Genomic DNA, 18,208 nt, shown 5'->3' with positions numbered 1-18,208 from the left:
CCATGAGCACACCGGAGAAACCCACGACGACGGCGTCCGCGGACCCTGCCGGCGACCTACCCTGGGAGGCCCTCGCGGAGGCCGCAACCGCGGCGATGCGGAACGCCTACGTTCCCTATTCGAAGTTCCCGGTAGGGGCGGCTGCCCTCACCGAGGACGGCCGGATTGTCTCCGGCTGCAACGTGGAGAACGCCTCCTACGGGCTGACGCTGTGCGCGGAATGCTCGCTGGTCAGCCAGCTCCAGATGACCGGCGGCGGCCGGCTGGTCGCCTTCAGCTGCGTGGACGGCAACGGGAACGCGCTGATGCCGTGCGGCCGGTGCCGGCAGCTGCTGTACGAATTCCGTGCTCCGGGCATGCTGCTCATGACGGTGAGCGGGATCAGGACCATGGATGAGGTGCTGCCCGACGCATTTGGTCCCCAGCATCTCGCTGACGCGGGCACGGCAGGCGCCGGCACCACAGAGACAGGAGCATCACATGAGTGAGCAGTTCGACGCCGTTGACATCATCCGCACCAAGCGCGACCGGGGCACGCTGAGCCCGGCTCAGATCGACTGGACCATCGACGCGTACACCCGGGGCGCCATCGCGGACGAGCAGATGGCGGCCCTCAACATGGCGATCCTGCTCACCGGCATGGACCGGACCGAAATCTCGCGGTGGACGGCCGCCATGATCGCCAGCGGGGAGCGGATGGACTTCTCCGCCCTGGGCAAGCCCACCAGCGACAAACACTCCACCGGGGGAGTGGGTGACAAGATCACCCTCCCGCTTGCACCGCTCGTGGCGGTCTTCGGCGTCGCCGTGCCGCAGCTCTCCGGCCGCGGGCTCGGCCACACCGGCGGCACCCTGGACAAGCTTGAGTCAATTCCGGGTTGGCGCGCCCAGCTCTCGAATGACGAGATGATGGCCCAGCTCGCCGGCGTCGGCGCGGTGATCTGCGCCGCCGGTGCCGGTCTGGCACCGGCGGACCGGAAGCTCTACGCGCTGCGCGACGTGACCGGAACGGTCGAGGCCATTCCGCTCATCGCGTCGTCGATCATGAGCAAGAAGATCGCCGAGGGCACCGGCTCCCTGGTGCTTGATGTGAAGGTGGGCAGCGGAGCGTTCATGAAGGACGAGGCGCAGGCCCGCGAGCTGGCGGAAACCATGGTGGCACTCGGAACCGACGCCGGGGTGAAGACGGTGGCACTGCTCACCAACATGTCCACGCCACTCGGACTGACGGCGGGTAACGCCATCGAGGTGGAGGAATCCGTCGAGGTGCTTGCCGGCGGCGGGCCGGAGGACGTCGTCGAACTCACCGTACGGCTCGCCGAGGAGATGCTGGCCGCAGCGGGAGTCCATGATGCCGATCCCCGGCAGGCGCTGCAGGACGGCCGTGCCATGGACGTCTGGAACCGCATGATCGAGGCCCAGGGCGGGGACCCGCGTGCGGAGCTTCCGGTGGCCAGAGAATCCGAGACGGTCTATGCGCCGGCCGACGGGGTGCTCGTCGGGCTCGATGCTCTGGCGGTGGGCGTCGCGGCCTGGCGTCTCGGCGCGGGCCGTGCGCGCAAGGAGGACTCGGTGCAGGCAGGCGCCGGAGTCCGGCTCCATGCCAAGCCCGGAGCGATGGTCCGCGCCGGTGAACCCCTGATGACCCTGCTCACGGACACCCCGGAGAAATTCGACCGGGCGCGTGAGGCGCTGGAAACCGCCGTCGTCATCGCTCCGGAAGGTGCGCGTCCGGCGCAGCAGCTCATCATCGACCGCATCGCCTGACCCGCTCCGCCGGGGCAGGCGGGAGCACGGGAGCCGGTCGCCGGGAGCCGGGCGGAGCACGGGAGCCGGGAGCCGGGAGACCGGCGAAGATCCCGGGCCGCTCCGCCGGGATCGGCGAAGATCAGCCCTGAGGGCGACGCGAACACAACGCGCCGAACCCTAACCTTGGAAATAGGCTGGATCAGGGGTCCAACAGGGTGATACCCCATGGACCCCTCCGATGCGCTGCTGGCATGGTTTTAAGTACCCCCTGACACCTGTTGCGGCGGTTATCCGGCCCCATCCGCACAATCCAAGGAGCACAGGCAGTGGACGCCATTCTTGCTGTCACGAACGGACTGAGTGATTTCATCCTCAGCACCGCCGAACAGCCGTGGGTCTACCTGCTGGTGTTCATCTGCTGCACGGTCGACGGCTTCTTCCCGCCGTTCCCCAGCGAGTCGGTGGTAGTGGGGCTGGCCTCGCTGGTAATCACGCAGGGTGTCCCCGACGTATGGCTGCTGATCCTGGTTTCTTCCCTCGGCGCCTTTGTCGGTGACAACCTCGCCTATGCGATGGGCAGGGGAGTCGGCACGCAACGGTTCCGGTGGATGCGCCGGCCCCGCTCGCAGAAGGCTTTCGAATGGGCGGGCTATGAGCTTGAGAAACGTGCAGCTTCCCTGATCCTGGTTGCCCGTTTCATTCCGTTCGGCCGCGTGGCAGTCAACCTCACCGCCGGTGCCACGGGGTATTCCCGGCGGCGCTTCCTCGTTCTGACCTGCATCTCGGCAATCGCGTGGGGAAGCTACTCCGTGGGGATCGGAGCGCTTGCGGGCGCCTGGTTCAAGGACAACCACCTGCTGGGCGTCACAGTGGCGATTTCCGTTGCCGTTCTCCTCGGCTTCATCGTCGACCGCATCATCAGCGCCGTCCGGGGATCGACACCGCTGCGGCCCCGCCCCGAGCCGCTGCACCCCCGGCACCCTGACAGGCAGGGGAGTGCGGTCGCAGAGGCCGATCCGGAGACCGAACCATTGGCTTCCGCGTAGTCTTGGCCTGTGACTGAACCTATGACTTCCCTCGCGACAGACATCACCTTCGACATCCGCGCCCTGCCCAAGGTTTCGCTGCATGACCACCTTGACGGCGGCCTGCGTCCGGCGACCATCATCGAGCTCGCCGACGCGGTAGGCCACCAGCTGCCCTCCACCGATCCGGTTGCGCTGGGTCAGTGGTTCCGCGACTCCGCAGACTCCGGCTCCCTGGTGCGTTACCTGGAAACCTTCGACCACACCATCGCAGTAATGCAGACCCGCGAAGGTCTCGCCCGGGTGGCGCAGGAGTTCGTTGAGGACCTGGCGGACGACGGCGTGGTGTACGGCGAGGTTCGCTGGGCACCCGAGCAGCACCTGACGGGCGGCCTCTCCCTCGACGACGCCGTCGAGGCGGTCCAGGAGGGCCTCGATGCCGGGGTGGAGGCAGTCGCCGCACGCGGACGCACCATCCAGGTGGGCCAGCTCATCACCGCCATGAGGCATGCCGACCGCGGCCAGGAGATCGCCGAATTGGCCGTCCGGCACCGTGACCGCGGGGCCGTCGGCTTCGACATCGCGGGCGCCGAGAACTGCTTCCCGCCGGCCCGTTTCGCCGACGCATTCACCTACCTGGCCCAGCACCAGTTCCCGGCAACCGTGCACGCGGGGGAGGCCGCCGGAATCGACAGCATCGTCGACGCGCTGGTCAGCGGCCGCGCGCAGCGGCTGGGCCACGGCGTGCGCATCGCCGAGGACATCACGGTGGAATTCGACGACGACGGCGGGAGCGACGCCGGCGTGGGCATGGTCACCCTCGGCCGGGTGGCCGCCTGGGTCCGCGACCGCGGGATCCCGCTGGAAATCTGCCCCTCCTCGAACCTGCAGACCGGGGCGATCGAGGCCTTCGGCAAGGACATTGCCAGCCACCCGATCGACCTGCTGTACCAGCTCGGGTTCAACATCACGGTCAACACGGACAACCGGCTGATGAGCGGCGTGAGCCTCACGGACGAGTTCGAACTCCTCGTGGAGACCTTCGACTACGACCTGGACGACCTCCTCGACCTCACACTCAACGCCGTCGAAGCCGCATTCCTGCCGCTCGACAGCCGGACCGCGCTCGCTGAACTGATTGCGCAGGGGTACGACGGCACCGGCGGAGCATGACGGACAGTGCGCAGCGGGCGGGAGCGTCCCTGGAGCGACTGCTCGAGGTCATCGGGCAGCTGCGCGAGCACTGCCCGTGGATGGGTGCGCTGACCCACGAATCCCTCGCCGAGTACCTCGTCGAGGAGTGCTACGAACTCCTCGAGGTCCTGGAGGGTACCGCCGGGGCCGATGACCTGCGCTCGGAGCTGGGCGACGTCCTCCTGCAGGTGGTGCTCCATGCGCGCCTGCAGGAGGAACAGGGACCCTTTGCGATGGCCGATGTCATTGACGGGCTCACCGAGAAGATGATCCGCCGCAACGCGCACATCTTCACGCCCGACGGCGGTCTCCGCGATGAATTTCCGGCCTCGGTCGAGGAGATCGAGGCCGCCTGGCACAGCATCAAGCGGCAGGAGCAACCGGTAGACAGTCATCCGTTCGCCAGCATCCCGCCTGGTCTGCCTGCCCTCGCGTCGGCGGCGAAGACGCTCAAGCGCGCCCGGCGTGAGGCGGGATCCGCGCCGGAACCGGCCGCCGTCGTCGTCCGCTCTGCAGGTGCCGCTCCCGCGTCGGGTTCCGTTCCCGCGTCGGGTGCCGTTCCCGCTTCAGCTTCCGTGCCGGCGTCGGAGGAGGAGCTCGGGGAGGTGCTGCTCGCCGTCGTCGGACGCGCCGTCGATGCGGGGCTGGACCCGGAGCGGGCGTTGCGCCTGGCGGTGCGCCGGTACCAGGAGGCGCATGCCGCGCCCTGACCAGTGCCCCTCCTCCCGTTGAGTTGGCAGCGTCCGGGCGGCGCTGCCGCTCCGTGGGGTCCGAGAATCTATTCACTTGGCACGACACGCCGCTTTGCCCGCCTGGTACGGGGTGTGTCCTGACAACTCAACGGGTTAGTTGCCGTCACGGACGGTCATTGGAGCCCGCTTTCAATTAGGCTGGGTACGAATCCCCGCGCAGACGCAGCAGCCCGACTGGGCTGGGCACGTTCTCCGCTGTCCGTATGAAGAAATTCATAGCCCTTATCTGAACAGGAGCAAATCCATGGCGATCATTGATGCCATCCACGCACGCGAAATCCTTGACTCCCGCGGCAACCCCACGGTTGAGGTCGAGGTACTGCTCGACGACGACACCTTCGGCCGCGCTGCCGTCCCCTCCGGCGCGTCCACCGGAGCGTTCGAGGCGAACGAGCGCCGCGACGGCGACAAGGACCGCTACCTCGGCAAGGGTGTGCTCCAGGCCGTTGAGGCCGTCATCGAGCAGATCCAGCCGGCCCTGCTGGGCTTCGACGCGGGCGACCAGCGCGCCATCGACCAGGCCATGATCGACCTCGACGGCACCGAGAACAAGTCCAACCTGGGCGCCAACGCCATGCTCGGCGTCTCCCTCGCGATCGCCCGCGCGGCGGCCGAGTCCTCCGCGCTGCCGCTCTACCGCTACCTGGGCGGACCCAACGCGCACGTGCTGCCCGTTCCGCTCATGAACATCCTCAACGGTGGATCGCACGCCGACTCCGACGTCGACATCCAGGAATTCATGATCGTTCCCCTCGGCGCCGAATCCTACTCGGAGGGCCTGCGCTGGGGCGTCGAGGTGTACCACGAGCTCAAGAAGGTCCTCAACGAGAAGGGCCTGGCAACGGGCCTGGGCGACGAGGGCGGCTTCGCTCCGAACCTGCCGTCCAACCGTGACGCCCTCGACCTCATCACCACCGCGATCGAGCGCGCCGGCTACACCCCGGGCACCGACATCGCTTTCGCCCTGGACGTCGCCGCTTCCGAGTTCTACAAGGACGGCGCCTACCACTTCGAGGGCAAGGCGCTCGATTCGGCCGCCATGCGCGCCTACTACGAAGAGCTGGTGCGCGACTACCCGCTCGTCTCCATCGAGGACCCCCTGGACGAGGAAGACTGGGACGGCTGGAAGGCCCTCACCGAATCCCTCGGCAGAAAGGTGCAGCTGGTCGGCGACGACCTCTTCGTCACCAACCCGGTCCGCCTGGAGCGCGGCATCAAGGCCGACACCGGCAACTCGCTGCTGGTGAAGGTGAACCAGATCGGTACGCTCACCGAAACGCTGGACGCCATCTCCCTGGCCCAGCGCTCCGGGTACACCACCATCACCTCGCACCGCTCCGGTGAGACCGAGGACACCACCATCGCGGACATCTGCGTGGCAACCAACGCCGGCCAGATCAAGACGGGCGCGCCCGCCCGTTCCGAGCGCGTTGCCAAGTACAACCAGCTGCTGCGCATCGAGGAAGAGCTGGACGACGCCGCACGCTACGCCGGCCGTTCCGCGTTCCCGCGTTTCACTGCCTGATCACTCAGGCTCAGCGCGTTACCCTCGTTAAGCAGGTAACCGTCAGCCTGGGGCTCTTTCCCATGCCGGCGGCTTAGCAAGTTTGAGCGAGGAGTCCGATGTCCACCCGACGCCCCAGCGTTCCGCGCACCGCACGAGCGCGCGCAGACGGGCAGAGGCAGCCGGCTCCGCCCCTGAAGCGCCCTGGCCCCCAGGGCGCTTCAGTGCGTTCGGCGACACCGACAACAAAGCACCCGGCGGAAAAGCAGGCCGGTTCTCCCGGTGCCGGATCCCCGCCGCCCCGCAGGAAGACCTCACCGTCGGAGGCGCGGGCCGCCGAACGGTCCCAGCTCGCCGGAGCCATCCGGACCGCCAGTGCACCGTTCCGGAAGCCGGCGGAGCGGGTCATTGTTCCGGCGGAGGACGCGGAGCCGATTCCCGCGAAAGCCTTTTCCGGGCGGCTGCTGGCACTCGCCGTCGTGCTTGTCACCATCACGGTGCTGCTGGCGCCGTCCGTGCGCACCTACCTTCAGCAGCAGGCGGAGACCGAAGCACTGCAGGAGCGGATCACCGCGCTGCAGCGGGAGCAGGACACCCTTGAAACGCAGATTGCCCGCTGGGAAGATCCCTCGTACATCAAGCAGCAGGCCCGTGACCGGCTGTTCCTGGTGATGCCCGGAGAAACCCGCTACCTGGTCAAGGGCGGAACGGCTGTGGAGACCTCGGAGGAACAGCAGTCCGCTGCCTCGCCGGCGGATCTGCCCTGGGCCGATGCGCTCTGGGCGTCCGTGGAGCGCGCCGCCACCGACTAACGTTGGTTCCCGGGAAGCTTTTGTCGCCTATCTGCTGCTATAGCCCGGTCTGAGCAGCAGATAGGCGACAAAAACTCGAAATGGAAGGACCGCAGTGACCGAAGGCAACCCGCTCACACCCACACCGGCTGATCTGGAGACCCTCAGCCGGCAGTTGGGACGGCCGGTCCGCGACGTCGTCGAAATCGGCGCCCGCTGTGTCTGCGGAAACCCGCTCGTGGCCACCACAGCGCCGCGGCTCAGCAACGGCATCCCCTTTCCCACCACCTACTACCTGACGCACCCGGTCATCACCGCGGCGGTCTCCCGGCTGGAGGCCGCGGGCACCATGACGGAGATGACGGAGCGCCTCGAACGCGACCCGGATCTCGCCGAGCGTTACCGGGCGGCCCACGAGTCCTACCTGCGGGCGCGGGCCGAGATCGGGGAACGCAGCGGAATCGGTCCCGTACCCGAGATCGACGGCGTCTCCGCCGGCGGGATGCCCACCCGCGTGAAGTGCCTCCACGTCCTCGTGGGGCATTCCCTCGCGGCCGGACCGGGCGTCAACCCGCTCGGGGATGAGGCACTCGCTGCCATCTCCGGATGGTGGACCGTCGACGAATGCCGCTGCGCCGGCGCTTGGGACGAAAGCGGCGATCCGCCGGACCGCGACCTCAGCCGCCATGTGAAGACCCAGGGACTCACTCCCGAGGAACTGGACGCCAAACGCGCCGAACGCCGAACCGGCGAGGGAAAGGCCTGATATGCGAACTGCAGCCATTGATTGCGGCACCAACTCCATCCGCCTGCTTATTGCGGACGTCGACGACGGCGCAGGCCTCACCGACGTCGTGCGCCTCATGCGGGTGGTCCGCCTCGGCGAAGGCGTCGATGCCACCGGTGAGCTTTCCGAAGCCGCGCTGCAGCGGACTTTCGACGCCGTGGATGAATATGCCGCACTGATCAAGGAGCACGACGCCGGCCGCGTCCGTTTCGTGGCCACGTCGGCCACCCGGGATGCGAGCAACCGCGAGGTCTTCGTAACCGGAGTGCGGGACCGCCTCGGCGTTGAACCGGAAGTTGTCAGCGGCAGCGAGGAAGCGGAACTGTCGTTCTCCGGAGCGGCGAGCGTGCTGGCCGGCGAAAACGACGCTCCGGTGCTGGTGGTGGACCTCGGCGGCGGAAGCACAGAGTTTGTCGTCGGTACCGGCAGCCAGGTCATCGCCGGGCGCAGCATGGACATGGGGTGCGTCCGTTTCACCGAACGGTTCCTCCGCACCGATCCGCCCACGGACGCGGAAATCGCCTCCGCGGAAGAAGAGATCGGCCGCATGATCGACGAAGCCCACGCCGACGTCGACCTCTCCTCCGTGCACGGCATCATCGGGGTCGCCGGCAGCATCACCACCGTCACCGCCCACGCGCTGAAGCTTCCCGAGTACCTGCCGGAGCGCATCCACGGAACGGAACTGGGACTGACAGAGATCGACGACGCCGCCACCTCGCTGCTGCACCTCACCCGCGCCGAGCGGAAGGCACTGCCCTACATGCACCCGGGACGCGTGGATGTCATCGGTGCCGGAGCGCTCATCTGGCGCACCGTCGTCCGGCGTGTCGCGGAGGCCACCGAAAGGCGCGTGCAGGGCGCGGTTGCCAGCGAACACGATATTCTTGACGGCATTGCCCTCAGCGCAGCCTCCCGAAAGTAGCGCACGTGACAGTCTCTTCCGCGCACCACCGCGCTCACGTTTCCCGGTCCGTTGCCGCCGCCCTGGCGCTCTCGCTCGGCCTGGCCACCGCCGTCGTCGGTCCGGCGGACAGGGCAGGCGCCCACGGAGGTGAGCTTCGCGACCGCGAATACTGGGTGGAGGATTATGGGATCGCCGAGGCCTGGGAAGACACCAGGGGAGCCGGTGTCACGGTTGCTGTGATCGACAGCGGGGTTGACGGAAGCCACCCCGACCTTGAGGGCGTTGTCACCGGAGGCACCGATGTGTCCGGTGCAGGAGCGCCCGACGGGCAGCGCGGAATCGGGGAAGTGCCCGAGCACGGCACACTGGTGGCGAGCCTGATCGCCGGCCGCGGACATGAGCCAGAGGAACCGGTTGCATCCGCATCGCCCTCAGCGTCGGCGAAGCCCTCTGCTTCGGCGAAAGCGTCCGCCGAAGCCTCCGCGGACGCGTCCGCGGAAGCGGAGGCCGAAGCCAGCAGGGAGGCGGAGGACTCACCCCTCCAGACCGCCGGGCGGGGGGCCGACGGTGTGGTCGGTGTGGCACCGGAGGCCGAGCTGCTGGCGGTCTCGCTCTGGATCGCAGGGGAGGCGACCGGCGCCAATCCCGCAGGCGTCAGCATCGATGACCAGATCCCCAACGCGGTGCGCTGGGCCGTGGACAACGGTGCCTCGGTAATCAACATGTCGCTGGGCAGCACGTCGCCCACCTGGCCGGAAAGCTGGGACGAGGCGTTCCTCTACGCGGAACAGAAGGACGTTGTCATTGTCGCCGCCGCGGGCAACCGGGCCGGAGGCTCCGTTCAGGTCGGCGCACCGGCCACCATGCCCGGCGTGCTGGCCGTGGGCGGACTGGACGCCAAGGGCGCGGCCAGCCGGGAATCCTCCTCCGAAGGCATCAGTATCGGTATCGCCGCGCCTGCCGAGAATCTTGTAGGGGCGCTGCCGGGCGGCCTGTATGCGAGCAAGTGGTCCGGCACCTCGGGCGCTGCCCCGCTGGTCTCCGGGGTGGCAGCACTCATCCGCGCCAAGTATCCGGACCTGACCGCCCCGCAGGTCATCAACCGGATCATCATGACGGCGCGTGATGCAGGCATACCGGGCAAGGACACCATTTACGGCCACGGGATCCTCGACGCAGACGCCGCGGTGAACGCAGACCTGACCGTTCCCGAGGAGCGGCTGCTCGGCGCAGGCGGCGTAGTCAGCATGGCCCAGTACATCGAGACCTACCGCCGCGGGGAGGTGCCCCCGCCGCCCCCGCCGGAAGCAGCGCCGGAGGAGGAACCGCTTCCCGATATCCCGGAACCGACCGTCCCGGCCGCACAGGAACGGACCTCGTCGGCAAGCTCGCTGCCGGCGTTCATCGTGTTCGGATTCGGCGGGCTGATCCTGGTCATCCTGCTTGGCGGAACGTACCAGGTGATCCGGATTTATCGCGACGGCCGGGCGGACGAGGACCCCTCAGAACCCGCTAGTGAAGATTTTCACAAAGTCCGGTAGGCTTGAGTCATGGCTCAAACCCCCTCGTTTTCTGATCGTCCCCGGATTCTCGTTGTCGGCGGCGGCTACGTCGGTCTTTACGTAGCCCACAAGCTGCAGAAGAAGGTGAAGGCACACGGCGGGATCGTCACGCTCGTGGATCCTTTGCCGTACATGACTTACCAGCCCTTCCTGCCCGAGGTGGCAGGGGGCAACATCGAGGCGCGTCACGCCGTCGTCTCCCACCGCATGCACCTGACGGACACCGAGCTCATCACGGGCAAGGTCACCGGCGTCAACCACTCCTCACGCACCGCCACCGTTGATCCGGCCGACGGCAGTGAGCCCTTCGAACTGCCCTACCGCGACATCGTCATTGCGGCCGGTGCCATCACCCGCACCTTCCCGATCGAGGGGCTGGCAGAAGAAGGCATCGGTATGAAGACCATCGAGGAAGCCGTCGCCGTGCGCAACGGACTCCTGGAGCGGATTGAGACCGGCTCGATGATGCAGCCCGGTCCGGAGCGGGACCGCGCCCTGACCTTCGTGGTTGTCGGCGGCGGATTCGCAGGTATCGAGGCGCTCGCCGAGATGGAGGACCTGGCGCGCGCTGCGGTCAAGAAGAACCCGCGGCTTGAGCGGTCCGATATCCGGTTTGTCCTGGTCGAGGCCATGGGGCGCATCATGCCCGAGGTCACCGAGGAACAGGCCAAGTGGGTTGTGGAGCACCTGCGTGCCCGCGGTGTCCAAGTCAAGCTCAACACTTCGCTCGCCAGCGCCAAGGGCGGCAGGCTCAAGCTCATCAACATGCCGGACAAGTCCCCGGCCGATGAGTTCGAGACCGACACCCTCGTGTGGACTGCCGGCGTGCAGGCCAACCCGGTGGTCCGCAACACCGACTTCCCGATCGACGAGCGCGGCCGCGTCCGCGCCAACCCGGAACTGCGCATCACCGGCGACAACGGCCCGCTGGACGGCGCCTGGGCAGCCGGCGACGTCTCTGCCGTTCCTGACCTGTCCGGAGGCGGCGTAGGCGGTTTCTGCGTCCCGAACGCACAGCACGCCGTCCGTCAGGCGAAACTCCTTGCCGACAACATCTACGCCGAGCGCTACGGTGTGGGCCGCGTCCGCGAGTACAAGCACAAGAACCTCGGTGCGGTTGCCGGGTTCGGCCAGTACAAGGGTGTCGCCAACATCATGGGCTTCGGCATGCGCGGACTTCCCGCATGGCTGGCCCACCGCGGCTACCACGGCATGGCAATGCCCATGTTCGAGCGTAAGTTCCGCGTTGTCGGCAACTGGGTGCTCGGGTTCGTCTTCGGGCGTGACACCACCCAGCTGATGGACCTGCAGAGCCCGCGCCGCGCCTTCCGCGAGGCTGCTGCCCCGCCGGCGAAGAAGCAGGAAGCAGCTCCTTCCCTGGACAAGGGCCGCTCCGAGGACACGGAGAAGGCCAAGGCAAAGGCCTAGTAACTGCCAGTACGACGGCGGCGCCCCCGGTGGGTGCCGCCGTCGTGCGTTTAAGCGGTTATAGTTCTCAATCGTGAGGACCCGCCCCGAGACGCCCGCCGACCGCCCGGCCGCGCCGGCGGTCACCGCGACCGTTTTGGGCCCCACCGTGGATCACCAGACGCGGTGCGTACACTACCGGACAGAGCTCGACGTCGTTGCCATCCGGTTCAAGTGCTGCGGCGAGTTTTATCCGTGCCACCTGTGCCACGAGGAAACGGCCGACCATGACGCTGCGGTGTGGCCGCCGGAGGATCAGGGAACCCATGCGATCCTCTGCGGTGTCTGCGGCGGGACCATGTCCATCCGGGACTACCTGGACGCTGACGGCTGCGCCTCCTGCCGGGCGCCGTTCAACCCGGGGTGCCGCCTGCACAAGCACCTGTACTTCGGGTAAACAGCACCGCCTGACTTCCGTTTCCGGGACGGTGCCCCAGGTGGGACTCGAACCCACACTGTGAAGATTTTAAGTCTCCTGCCTCTGCCATTGGGCTACTGGGGCGTAACGTGCGGTGGACTTCCCGACGGGCGCGCCGCGGGAGCGTCCCGTCAAGAATACGCGACCCTGGCGGGCCCCGGCCTTTCCGGCCGCGACGGCAGTCAATACCCCTGTGACGAGTGTTACAAGGATGTAACCAGATTTGCTTATCTTGGACACGTTTTTGCACTAGCTTTTTCACATACCAGGAACACCTGGTGATCGCATCAAAGGCTGATCGAGCCTTTCGATCGAGGAGATAAATTTCATGACAGCAACACGTAACTCCGCGCGGTTTGGCATCGGGGAGAATGCTCCGCGCGCAGCGAAGATTGCGGCCCTGAGTCTGGGCGTCGCGCTCTTCGCATCTGCCTGCGGTGGCAATCCCACCCCCGAAGAAGAAGGCGGCGCATCTTCGGCACCGGCAGCGTCGGGGCTGACCTGCCCCGAGAGTCAGGGCGGCGCAGCCCCCGAGCCCGGCGAGAAGGGAGATCCTGCGGCAGTGCCCGAGGCGGAAACAACGTCCGACTCGCCACTGGTGCTCGGATCGCTCCTGCCTACCACAGGCGCCCTCGCGTTCCTCGGTCCTCCCGAAATTGCCGGCGTCAACCTCGCCGTTCAGGAGATCAATGAGGCCGGCGGTGTGCTCGGCCAGGACGTCGAGATCATCCACCGCGACTCCGGTGACACCACCACGGACATCGCAACGCAGTCCGTCACCGACCTCCTGTCCCAGGATGTCAGCGCGATCATCGGGGCGGCGTCGTCGGGCGTATCGCAGACGGTGATCAACCAGATCACCGGTGCCGGGGTTGTCCAGATGTCGCCCGCGAACACCTCGCCGGACTTCACGGACTGGGATGACAACGGCCTGTACTGGCGTACTGCACCCTCCGACGTCCTGCAGGGCCGGGTGCTCGGCAACTACATCATGGCCTGTGGCGCCCAGACTGTGGGCATGATCGTACTCAACGATGCGTACGGTACCGGACTGCAGGCGAGCATCAAGGAAGCCGTTGAGAGCGCAGGCGGCCAGGTTGTGGCCGAGGAACTGTTCAACGAGGGCGATTCACAGTTCAGCAGCCAGGTCGACGCACTTGTCGCAGCCGAACCTGACGCCTATGTGGTCATCAGCTTCGACCAGGCCAACAGCATCGTTCCGCTGATGACCGGTCAGGGTGTAGACCCCGGTTCCATGTTCTTCGTGGACGGCAACACCGCCGACTACAGCGAGGACCTGGATCCGGGAACGCTTGAGGGCGCACAGGGCACCCAGCCCGGTTCCTTCGCAGGAGACGAGTTCAAGGATGCGCTGGCTGAGATTGATGACAGCCTGAACGTCTGGAACTACGCAGGTGAAAGCTACGACGCCGTGAACCTCATTGCCCTTGCAGCGGATGCCGCAGGAAGCACTGACGGGGCCGCGATCGCAGCTGAACTTGAGGCGGTTTCCAAGGAGGGTACCGAGTGCTTCGACTACGCAGGCTGCATCACGCTCCAGCGCGAGGGTGAGGATATCGATTACCAGGGCATCTCCGGACCGATCACCTTCGATGAGAACGGTGACCCGACGGAAGCCTTCATCGGCATCTACGAGTTCGATGAGAACAACACACCGCAGCCCTACCGTTCCGAGGCAGGACAGCTCTAGGGCAGGGCGTACCACCTGATTCACCCGCACAACAGAAGGGCCCTTCCCGGTTGACCAGTTCAGCCGGGAGGGGCCCTTCTGGTCGTTGGGGACCCCGGTGGGGGACCGCCGTCGCGGGTGGTGAGGGTCTGGAACCGCCGTCGCGGGTGCTGAGGGCCGGGGACCGCCGTCGCGGGTGGTGAGGGCCGGGGACACAGAAGAGGCCCTCTCCGGCTGAACTCGTCAGCCGGAGAGGGCCTCGGTCAGGACGTTGCTACGCCGTGTCGGCGAGGGTCCCGAGGTAGAGCTGGATTACCTTCGGGTCCTTCATGAGTTCCCGTCCTGTGCCCGTATAGGCGTCCTTGCCCTGGTCGAGGACGTAGGCGCGGTCACAGATCTGCAGGCATCGCCGCGCGTTCTGCTCGACCATGATCACCGAGACCCCCGCCCGGTTGATTTCATGCACCCGGAGGAACGTCTCGTCCTGCTTGACGGGGGAGAGGCCCGCGGACGGCTCGTCGAGGAGCAGCACAGCAGGCTCCATCATCAACGCCCTCCCCATGGCCACCATCTGGCGTTCGCCGCCGGAGAGGGACCCCGCACGCTGGGCACGCCGCTTGCCGAGTTCGGGGAAGAGGTCGGTGACAAAGTCAAACCGCTTCCGGAAGTCCTTCGGCCGCTGGTACATGCCCATCTGGAGGTTCTCCTCGATGGTCAGGGAAGCAAAGACGTTGTTGTTCTGCGGGACAAAGCCCACGCCCTTGGTGACGAGCTTGTTGGCCTTCAACCCGGTGATGTCCTGGTCCCGCACCACCACGGTGCCGGAGTGCACTTTCACGAGGCCGAACATCGCCTTGAGCAGTGTCGACTTGCCGGCGCCGTTGGGGCCGATGATTCCGATCAGCTCACCCGAGCGCGCTTCGATGGAGCACCCGTTCAGGATGTTCACGCCGGGCAGGTAGCCCGCCACGAGGTCGGTGACCTTCACGACGGACTTTCCCGGCACCGCGTCGGTTCCGGCCGTCTGCCCGGGCCCTGCCGTTCCCGCTGATTCACTCATGGCCGCTTCTCCTCTGGTCCGGTCTCGCCTGTGGGGCCCGCGTCTCGTGGACGGCCTTCAAGCTCGGTGATTCTGGTGTGGCTCAGGAGGCCCGCGTTCTCGGTCCCCACCACGGATTCCTCGTCATGGGACAGCTCGGACTCGAGCTGCTCAACGCCGTGGGAGTCACCGAGGTCCACATCGTGGTGCGCACCCAGGTAGGCGTCGATGACCGCCTGATCCTTCATGACGACGTCGGGAGTTCCCTCCGCGACCACGCGGCCTTCCGCCATGACCACCACCCAGTCCGCCACGTGGCGGACCATGTGCATGTCGTGTTCGACGAAGAGGACGGTCATGCCCTCCGCCTTGAGGTTCTTGATGTGATCGAGCAGGGACTGGGTGAGCGCCGGGTTCACGCCGGCCATCGGCTCATCGAGCATCACCAGGCGGGGCTTGACCATCAGCGCCCGGGCCATCTCCAGGAGCTTGCGCTGGCCGCCGGACAGGGAGGCTGCGTAGTCGTCCGTCTTGGTGTCCAGCTTGAACTTCTGCAGCAGCACCTCCGCCTGCGCGGTGATCTCCTTCTCCCGTCCGCCCCACAGGCCCTTGAACAGCGCGCGTGCAAGGCTCTCGCCGGGCTGGTCGGTGGCGCCCAGGCGCATGTTCTCCATGACGGTGAGCTTGCCCATGACCTTGGTCAGCTGGAAGGTGCGGACCATGCCCAGGCGCGCCACCTTGTAGGGGGCGACGCCGGCCAGCGAGTGACCGTCGAAGTCCCATTCACCGCTCTGCGGGGTATCGAACCCGGTCAGCAGGTTGAACAGGGTGGTTTTCCCGGCTCCGTTGGGCCCGATCAGTGCAGTGATCTTGTTCCGGGGGATCTCCAGATAGTCGACGTCGACGGCGTTGATGCCGCCGAAGCTCCGGGTGACCTTCCGGGCCGTGATGATCGGATCGCGCTTGCGGCAGCCCGGCCCGGGGGTGTCCTCGGTGATGGGCCGCGAATCGGTCATGTAGTCGGTCTGGTCGGCCGGAGAGCCGGCCGACGGCGCGGACCGGCCGGTGGCTGCATGCGCTGCCCGCCGGCCTCCGGATTGTGCTGCAGGTTTCGCAGTAGGGTCGCTCATGCGAACGCCAACTCCTTCTTGTTGCCGAGTACGCCCTGCGGCCTGAAGATCATCAGCAGCATGAGCGCAACACCCACCAGGATGTACCGGAGCTGACCGGCCTGGACGTTGGTGAGGAATGTGATGGCGCCGGTTTCAATGGCGCCGAAGAGCAGGCTCTGGGTGAGTGAGAGGACCACCCAGAAGATCATTGCTCCGATGACGGGTCCCAGCACGGTGGCCATGCCGCCGAGCAGGAGGACCGTGTACAGGAAGAACGTCAGCTCGGTGGCGTAGTTGGCCGGCTGGACGGCGCCACGCGGGATCACGAAGATCATGCCCGCGACCGTTCCCATGAGGCCGCCGATGATGAGCGCCTGCATCTTGTACGCATACACGTTCTTGCCCAGGGCGCGCACGGCGTTTTCATCCTCGCGGATGCCTTTGAGCACACGGCCCCACGGGCTGCGCATGAGCGCCCAGACGGCGAGGCAGGCCAGCGCCACGATGGTCCAGGCGATAACCCGGACAAACAGGCCGTTCTGGTTCATGCTGACGGGACCGATGTTGTAGGTCCCCTCAGGAATGAAGTTCAGCGCGAAGAAGCCCGTTTCAAAACCCTGGGCCAGCCCGTTGGCTGAGCCGGTGATTTCAGTGAGCCCGTTGGTGGTGACGATGTACCGCACAATTTCCGCGGCCGCGATGGTCACGATCGCGAGATAGTCTGCTCGCAGCCGGAGGGTTGGAATACCCAGTATGACGGCGAAAATCACCGAGGCGAGCAACGCCACCAGTACTGCCACGGCAACCGGTGCGTTGAACGTCAGCGTCGAGATGGCGTAACCGTAGGCGCCCATCGCCATGAAGCCTGCCTGCCCGAAGTTGAGCAGGCCGGAGTAGCCGAAGTGCACCGCGAGGCCGAGGGCCGCAAGTGCGTATGCCGCCGTCGTCGGGCTGATGATTTCGCCGAAGGCGAGGGAGAAAATGTTGCCGAAGTCCATATCAGGAGCCCCTAACCTATGCGCTCGCGGCGGCCCAGGATGCCCTGCGGCCGGAAGAGCAGAACCAGAATCATGATGAGCAGAGCGCCGACGTACTTCAGGTCGGCCTGCAGCCAGATGGTGGAGACCTCGACGAAAAGTCCCACGATGACCGAGCCGAGGAGCGCGCCGAAGACGGTGCCCAGTCCACCCAGGACAACGCCTGCGAAGATCAGGAGCAGGATCTGCTGGCCCATGTTGAAGGAGACCCCGGGCCGGTAGTAGGCCCAGAGGATACCTCCGAGCGCCGCGAGCGCGCCGCCGATGACCCAGACAAGCCTGATGACACGGTCAACGTCGATGCCCGATGCCGCAGCCAGGGCGGGGTTGTCGGCAACCGCACGGGTTGCCTTTCCGATGCGGGTGCGCAGCAGCAGGAACGCGATCAGGAGAATGGCGATGAGGCTGACGATCAGTGAGGTCAGGTTGTTCCGCGTGATCGAGATCAGCCCGAAGTTCAGCATCTGGCCCTGTGCTCCCGGAAGCTGCTGGGTGGCGCCGCCGAAGTTGAACTGGATGATGTAGCGCAGCGCCAGGGCCAGTCCGATGCTGACAATCATCATCGGGATGAGGCCGGAGCCGCGCTGCCGCAGCGGCTTCCACAGGCCTGCATCCTGGACAAACCCGAGCGCGGCGCCGCCAAGCACCGCGAGGACAATGGCCAGGAAGGCGGGAAGGCCCAGTGCGGCGAACCCGAAGGCGAAGACCGCACCGGCGGTGACCATCTCGCCGTGGGCGAAGTTGGTGAGACCGGTGGTGCCGAAGATCAGGGACAGGCCGACGGCGCTCAGCGCGAGGAGGAGGCCGAAGCTCAGGCCGGCAACAGTCCTGTCCACCAGGGTGTCGAGGAAGTTGCTCCCGGCTGTCACGATGCCCTCGCCGAAGAGAAAGAGGGTGGTGATGTTGGTGGTTCCCGCGAAGGTGACAGTGCGGGGGTTCTCCTGCCCCTCGGCCAGGGCGGCACCTTCGGGAAGGGTGGATTCATCGAGTTCCACCTCATACGCGCCCTGCTCCGGGACCTCGATGGTCCAGGAGCCGTTCTCGTTCGAGGTGGTCTCACCTTCGAATCCTTCGCCGGTGACGGTGATGCGGACGTCCGCGAGCGGGCCGTCGGCATTCCGCAGCACGCCGCTGATCCGGTTCTGGAATTCCCCGGCCTGGACGGAGGCGGGGC

17 protein-coding genes and 1 tRNA gene are annotated in these 18,208 nt (G+C 66.6%); 13 read left to right on the top strand and 5 right to left on the bottom strand.

What is annotated here, in order from left to right:
- Positions 1-2: 2 nt before the first annotated feature.
- The 12 genes from X803_RS17905 to X803_RS0104900 all read left to right on the top strand — a co-directional run bounded on the left by X803_RS17905 (position 3) and on the right by X803_RS0104900 (position 12,135).
- Complete coding sequence (locus X803_RS17905; RefSeq protein ID WP_051470471.1) at positions 3-488, top strand: cytidine deaminase; 486 nt, start codon at positions 3-5, stop codon at positions 486-488.
- On the top strand, positions 481-1,767 hold the full coding sequence (locus tag X803_RS0104950) for a thymidine phosphorylase (RefSeq protein WP_026544277.1): 1,287 nt from the start codon (positions 481-483) through the stop codon (positions 1,765-1,767). The genes X803_RS17905 and X803_RS0104950 overlap by 8 nt, the downstream gene beginning before the upstream one ends.
- A gap of 308 nt (positions 1,768-2,075) precedes the next feature.
- Positions 2,076-2,795 carry a DedA family protein gene (locus X803_RS17900; RefSeq protein WP_084033410.1) on the top strand — a complete coding sequence of 240 codons (720 nt, stop codon included), beginning with the start codon at positions 2,076-2,078 and terminating at the stop codon, positions 2,793-2,795.
- Positions 2,796-2,816: 21 nt separating this feature from the next.
- Entirely contained in the window at positions 2,817-3,947 is a 1,131-nt protein-coding gene (locus X803_RS0104940) for an adenosine deaminase (protein WP_156929965.1), read from the top strand.
- Positions 3,944-4,678 carry a MazG nucleotide pyrophosphohydrolase domain-containing protein gene (locus X803_RS0104935; protein ID WP_026544275.1) on the top strand — a complete coding sequence of 245 codons (735 nt, stop codon included), beginning with the start codon at positions 3,944-3,946 and terminating at the stop codon, positions 4,676-4,678. Before X803_RS0104940 ends, X803_RS0104935 begins: the two co-directional genes overlap by 4 nt.
- 286 nt (positions 4,679-4,964) lie before the next feature.
- On the top strand, positions 4,965-6,245 hold the full coding sequence (gene eno / locus X803_RS0104930; RefSeq protein WP_026544274.1) for a phosphopyruvate hydratase: 1,281 nt from the start codon (positions 4,965-4,967) through the stop codon (positions 6,243-6,245).
- Between the two features lie 203 nt (positions 6,246-6,448).
- Positions 6,449-7,036, top strand: a complete 588-nt coding sequence (locus X803_RS21345; RefSeq protein WP_245702872.1) for an FtsB family cell division protein — start codon at positions 6,449-6,451, stop codon at positions 7,034-7,036.
- 94 nt (positions 7,037-7,130) lie between these two features.
- Positions 7,131-7,781, top strand: coding sequence for a DUF501 domain-containing protein (locus tag X803_RS0104920; RefSeq protein WP_026544272.1), 651 nt, complete (start codon positions 7,131-7,133; stop codon positions 7,779-7,781).
- A 1-nt stretch (position 7,782) separates the two neighbouring features.
- Complete coding sequence (locus X803_RS0104915; protein WP_026544271.1) at positions 7,783-8,727, top strand: Ppx/GppA phosphatase family protein; 945 nt, start codon at positions 7,783-7,785, stop codon at positions 8,725-8,727.
- Between the two features lie 5 nt (positions 8,728-8,732).
- A complete protein-coding gene (locus tag X803_RS17895; RefSeq protein WP_051470470.1) occupies positions 8,733-10,250 on the top strand; it encodes a S8 family serine peptidase in 1,518 nt (505 codons plus the stop codon).
- 9 nt (positions 10,251-10,259) lie between these two features.
- Positions 10,260-11,699, top strand: a complete 1,440-nt coding sequence (locus tag X803_RS0104905; protein WP_026544270.1) for an NAD(P)/FAD-dependent oxidoreductase — start codon at positions 10,260-10,262, stop codon at positions 11,697-11,699.
- Positions 11,700-11,772: 73 nt separating this feature from the next.
- A complete protein-coding gene (locus X803_RS0104900; protein ID WP_051470469.1) occupies positions 11,773-12,135 on the top strand; it encodes a CHY zinc finger protein in 363 nt (120 codons plus the stop codon).
- A gap of 32 nt (positions 12,136-12,167) precedes the next feature.
- Here X803_RS0104900 and X803_RS0104895 read toward each other — a convergent pair.
- Positions 12,168-12,240: transfer RNA gene (locus tag X803_RS0104895), tRNA-Leu, on the bottom strand.
- A 244-nt stretch (positions 12,241-12,484) separates the two neighbouring features.
- Here X803_RS0104895 and X803_RS0104890 point away from each other — a divergent pair.
- Complete coding sequence (locus tag X803_RS0104890) at positions 12,485-13,867, top strand: ABC transporter substrate-binding protein (protein ID WP_051470468.1); 1,383 nt, start codon at positions 12,485-12,487, stop codon at positions 13,865-13,867.
- A 253-nt stretch (positions 13,868-14,120) separates the two neighbouring features.
- On the opposite strand, the gene X803_RS0104885 is transcribed toward X803_RS0104890, so the two are convergent.
- The 4 genes from X803_RS0104885 to X803_RS17890 form a co-directional block, all read right to left on the bottom strand.
- Positions 14,121-14,906: an ABC transporter ATP-binding protein gene (locus X803_RS0104885; protein ID WP_026544267.1), complete on the bottom strand. Its 786-nt coding sequence runs from the start codon at positions 14,904-14,906 to the stop codon at positions 14,121-14,123.
- On the bottom strand, positions 14,903-15,901 hold the full coding sequence (locus X803_RS0104880) for an ABC transporter ATP-binding protein (RefSeq protein ID WP_051470486.1): 999 nt from the start codon (positions 15,899-15,901) through the stop codon (positions 14,903-14,905). The genes X803_RS0104885 and X803_RS0104880 overlap by 4 nt, the downstream gene beginning before the upstream one ends.
- 110 nt (positions 15,902-16,011) lie before the next feature.
- Positions 16,012-16,995 (bottom strand): branched-chain amino acid ABC transporter permease, encoded by a 984-nt coding sequence (locus X803_RS0104875; RefSeq protein WP_026544265.1) that lies wholly within the window; start codon positions 16,993-16,995, stop codon positions 16,012-16,014.
- Positions 16,996-17,006: 11 nt separating this feature from the next.
- Positions 17,007-18,208 (bottom strand): branched-chain amino acid ABC transporter permease (locus X803_RS17890; protein ID WP_084033408.1); only part of this gene is annotated, 1,202 nt, incomplete at its 5' end.

The sequence above is a fragment of the Arthrobacter sp. 35/47 genome (assembly GCF_000520475.1).
GTDB classification, from domain to species: Bacteria; Actinomycetota; Actinomycetes; order Actinomycetales; family Micrococcaceae; genus Arthrobacter_D; species Arthrobacter_D subterraneus.
The sequence above is the reverse complement of the archived record's forward strand: the minus strand, read 5'-3'. Positions and strand labels throughout refer to the sequence as shown.

What these genes read in the sequence shown, in the direction of transcription:
- X803_RS17905 (WP_051470471.1), top strand. Translation starts at nt 3, where the DNA reads ATGAGCACACCGGAGAAACCCACGACGACGGCGTCCGCGGACCCTGCC.
- X803_RS0104950 (WP_026544277.1), top strand. Translation starts at nt 481, where the DNA reads ATGAGTGAGCAGTTCGACGCCGTTGACATCATCCGCACCAAGCGCGAC.
- X803_RS0104940 (WP_156929965.1), top strand. Translation starts at nt 2,817, where the DNA reads ATGACTTCCCTCGCGACAGACATCACCTTCGACATCCGCGCCCTGCCC.
- X803_RS0104935 (WP_026544275.1), top strand. Translation starts at nt 3,944, where the DNA reads ATGACGGACAGTGCGCAGCGGGCGGGAGCGTCCCTGGAGCGACTGCTC.
- eno (WP_026544274.1), top strand. Translation starts at nt 4,965, where the DNA reads ATGGCGATCATTGATGCCATCCACGCACGCGAAATCCTTGACTCCCGC.
- X803_RS0104915 (WP_026544271.1), top strand. Translation starts at nt 7,783, where the DNA reads ATGCGAACTGCAGCCATTGATTGCGGCACCAACTCCATCCGCCTGCTT.
- X803_RS0104905 (WP_026544270.1), top strand. Translation starts at nt 10,260, where the DNA reads ATGGCTCAAACCCCCTCGTTTTCTGATCGTCCCCGGATTCTCGTTGTC.
- X803_RS0104890 (WP_051470468.1), top strand. Translation starts at nt 12,485, where the DNA reads ATGACAGCAACACGTAACTCCGCGCGGTTTGGCATCGGGGAGAATGCT.
- X803_RS0104885 (WP_026544267.1), bottom strand. Translation starts at nt 14,906, where the DNA reads ATGAGTGAATCAGCGGGAACGGCAGGGCCCGGGCAGACGGCCGGAACC.
- X803_RS0104880 (WP_051470486.1), bottom strand. Translation starts at nt 15,901, where the DNA reads ATGACCGATTCGCGGCCCATCACCGAGGACACCCCCGGGCCGGGCTGC.
- X803_RS0104875 (WP_026544265.1), bottom strand. Translation starts at nt 16,995, where the DNA reads ATGGACTTCGGCAACATTTTCTCCCTCGCCTTCGGCGAAATCATCAGC.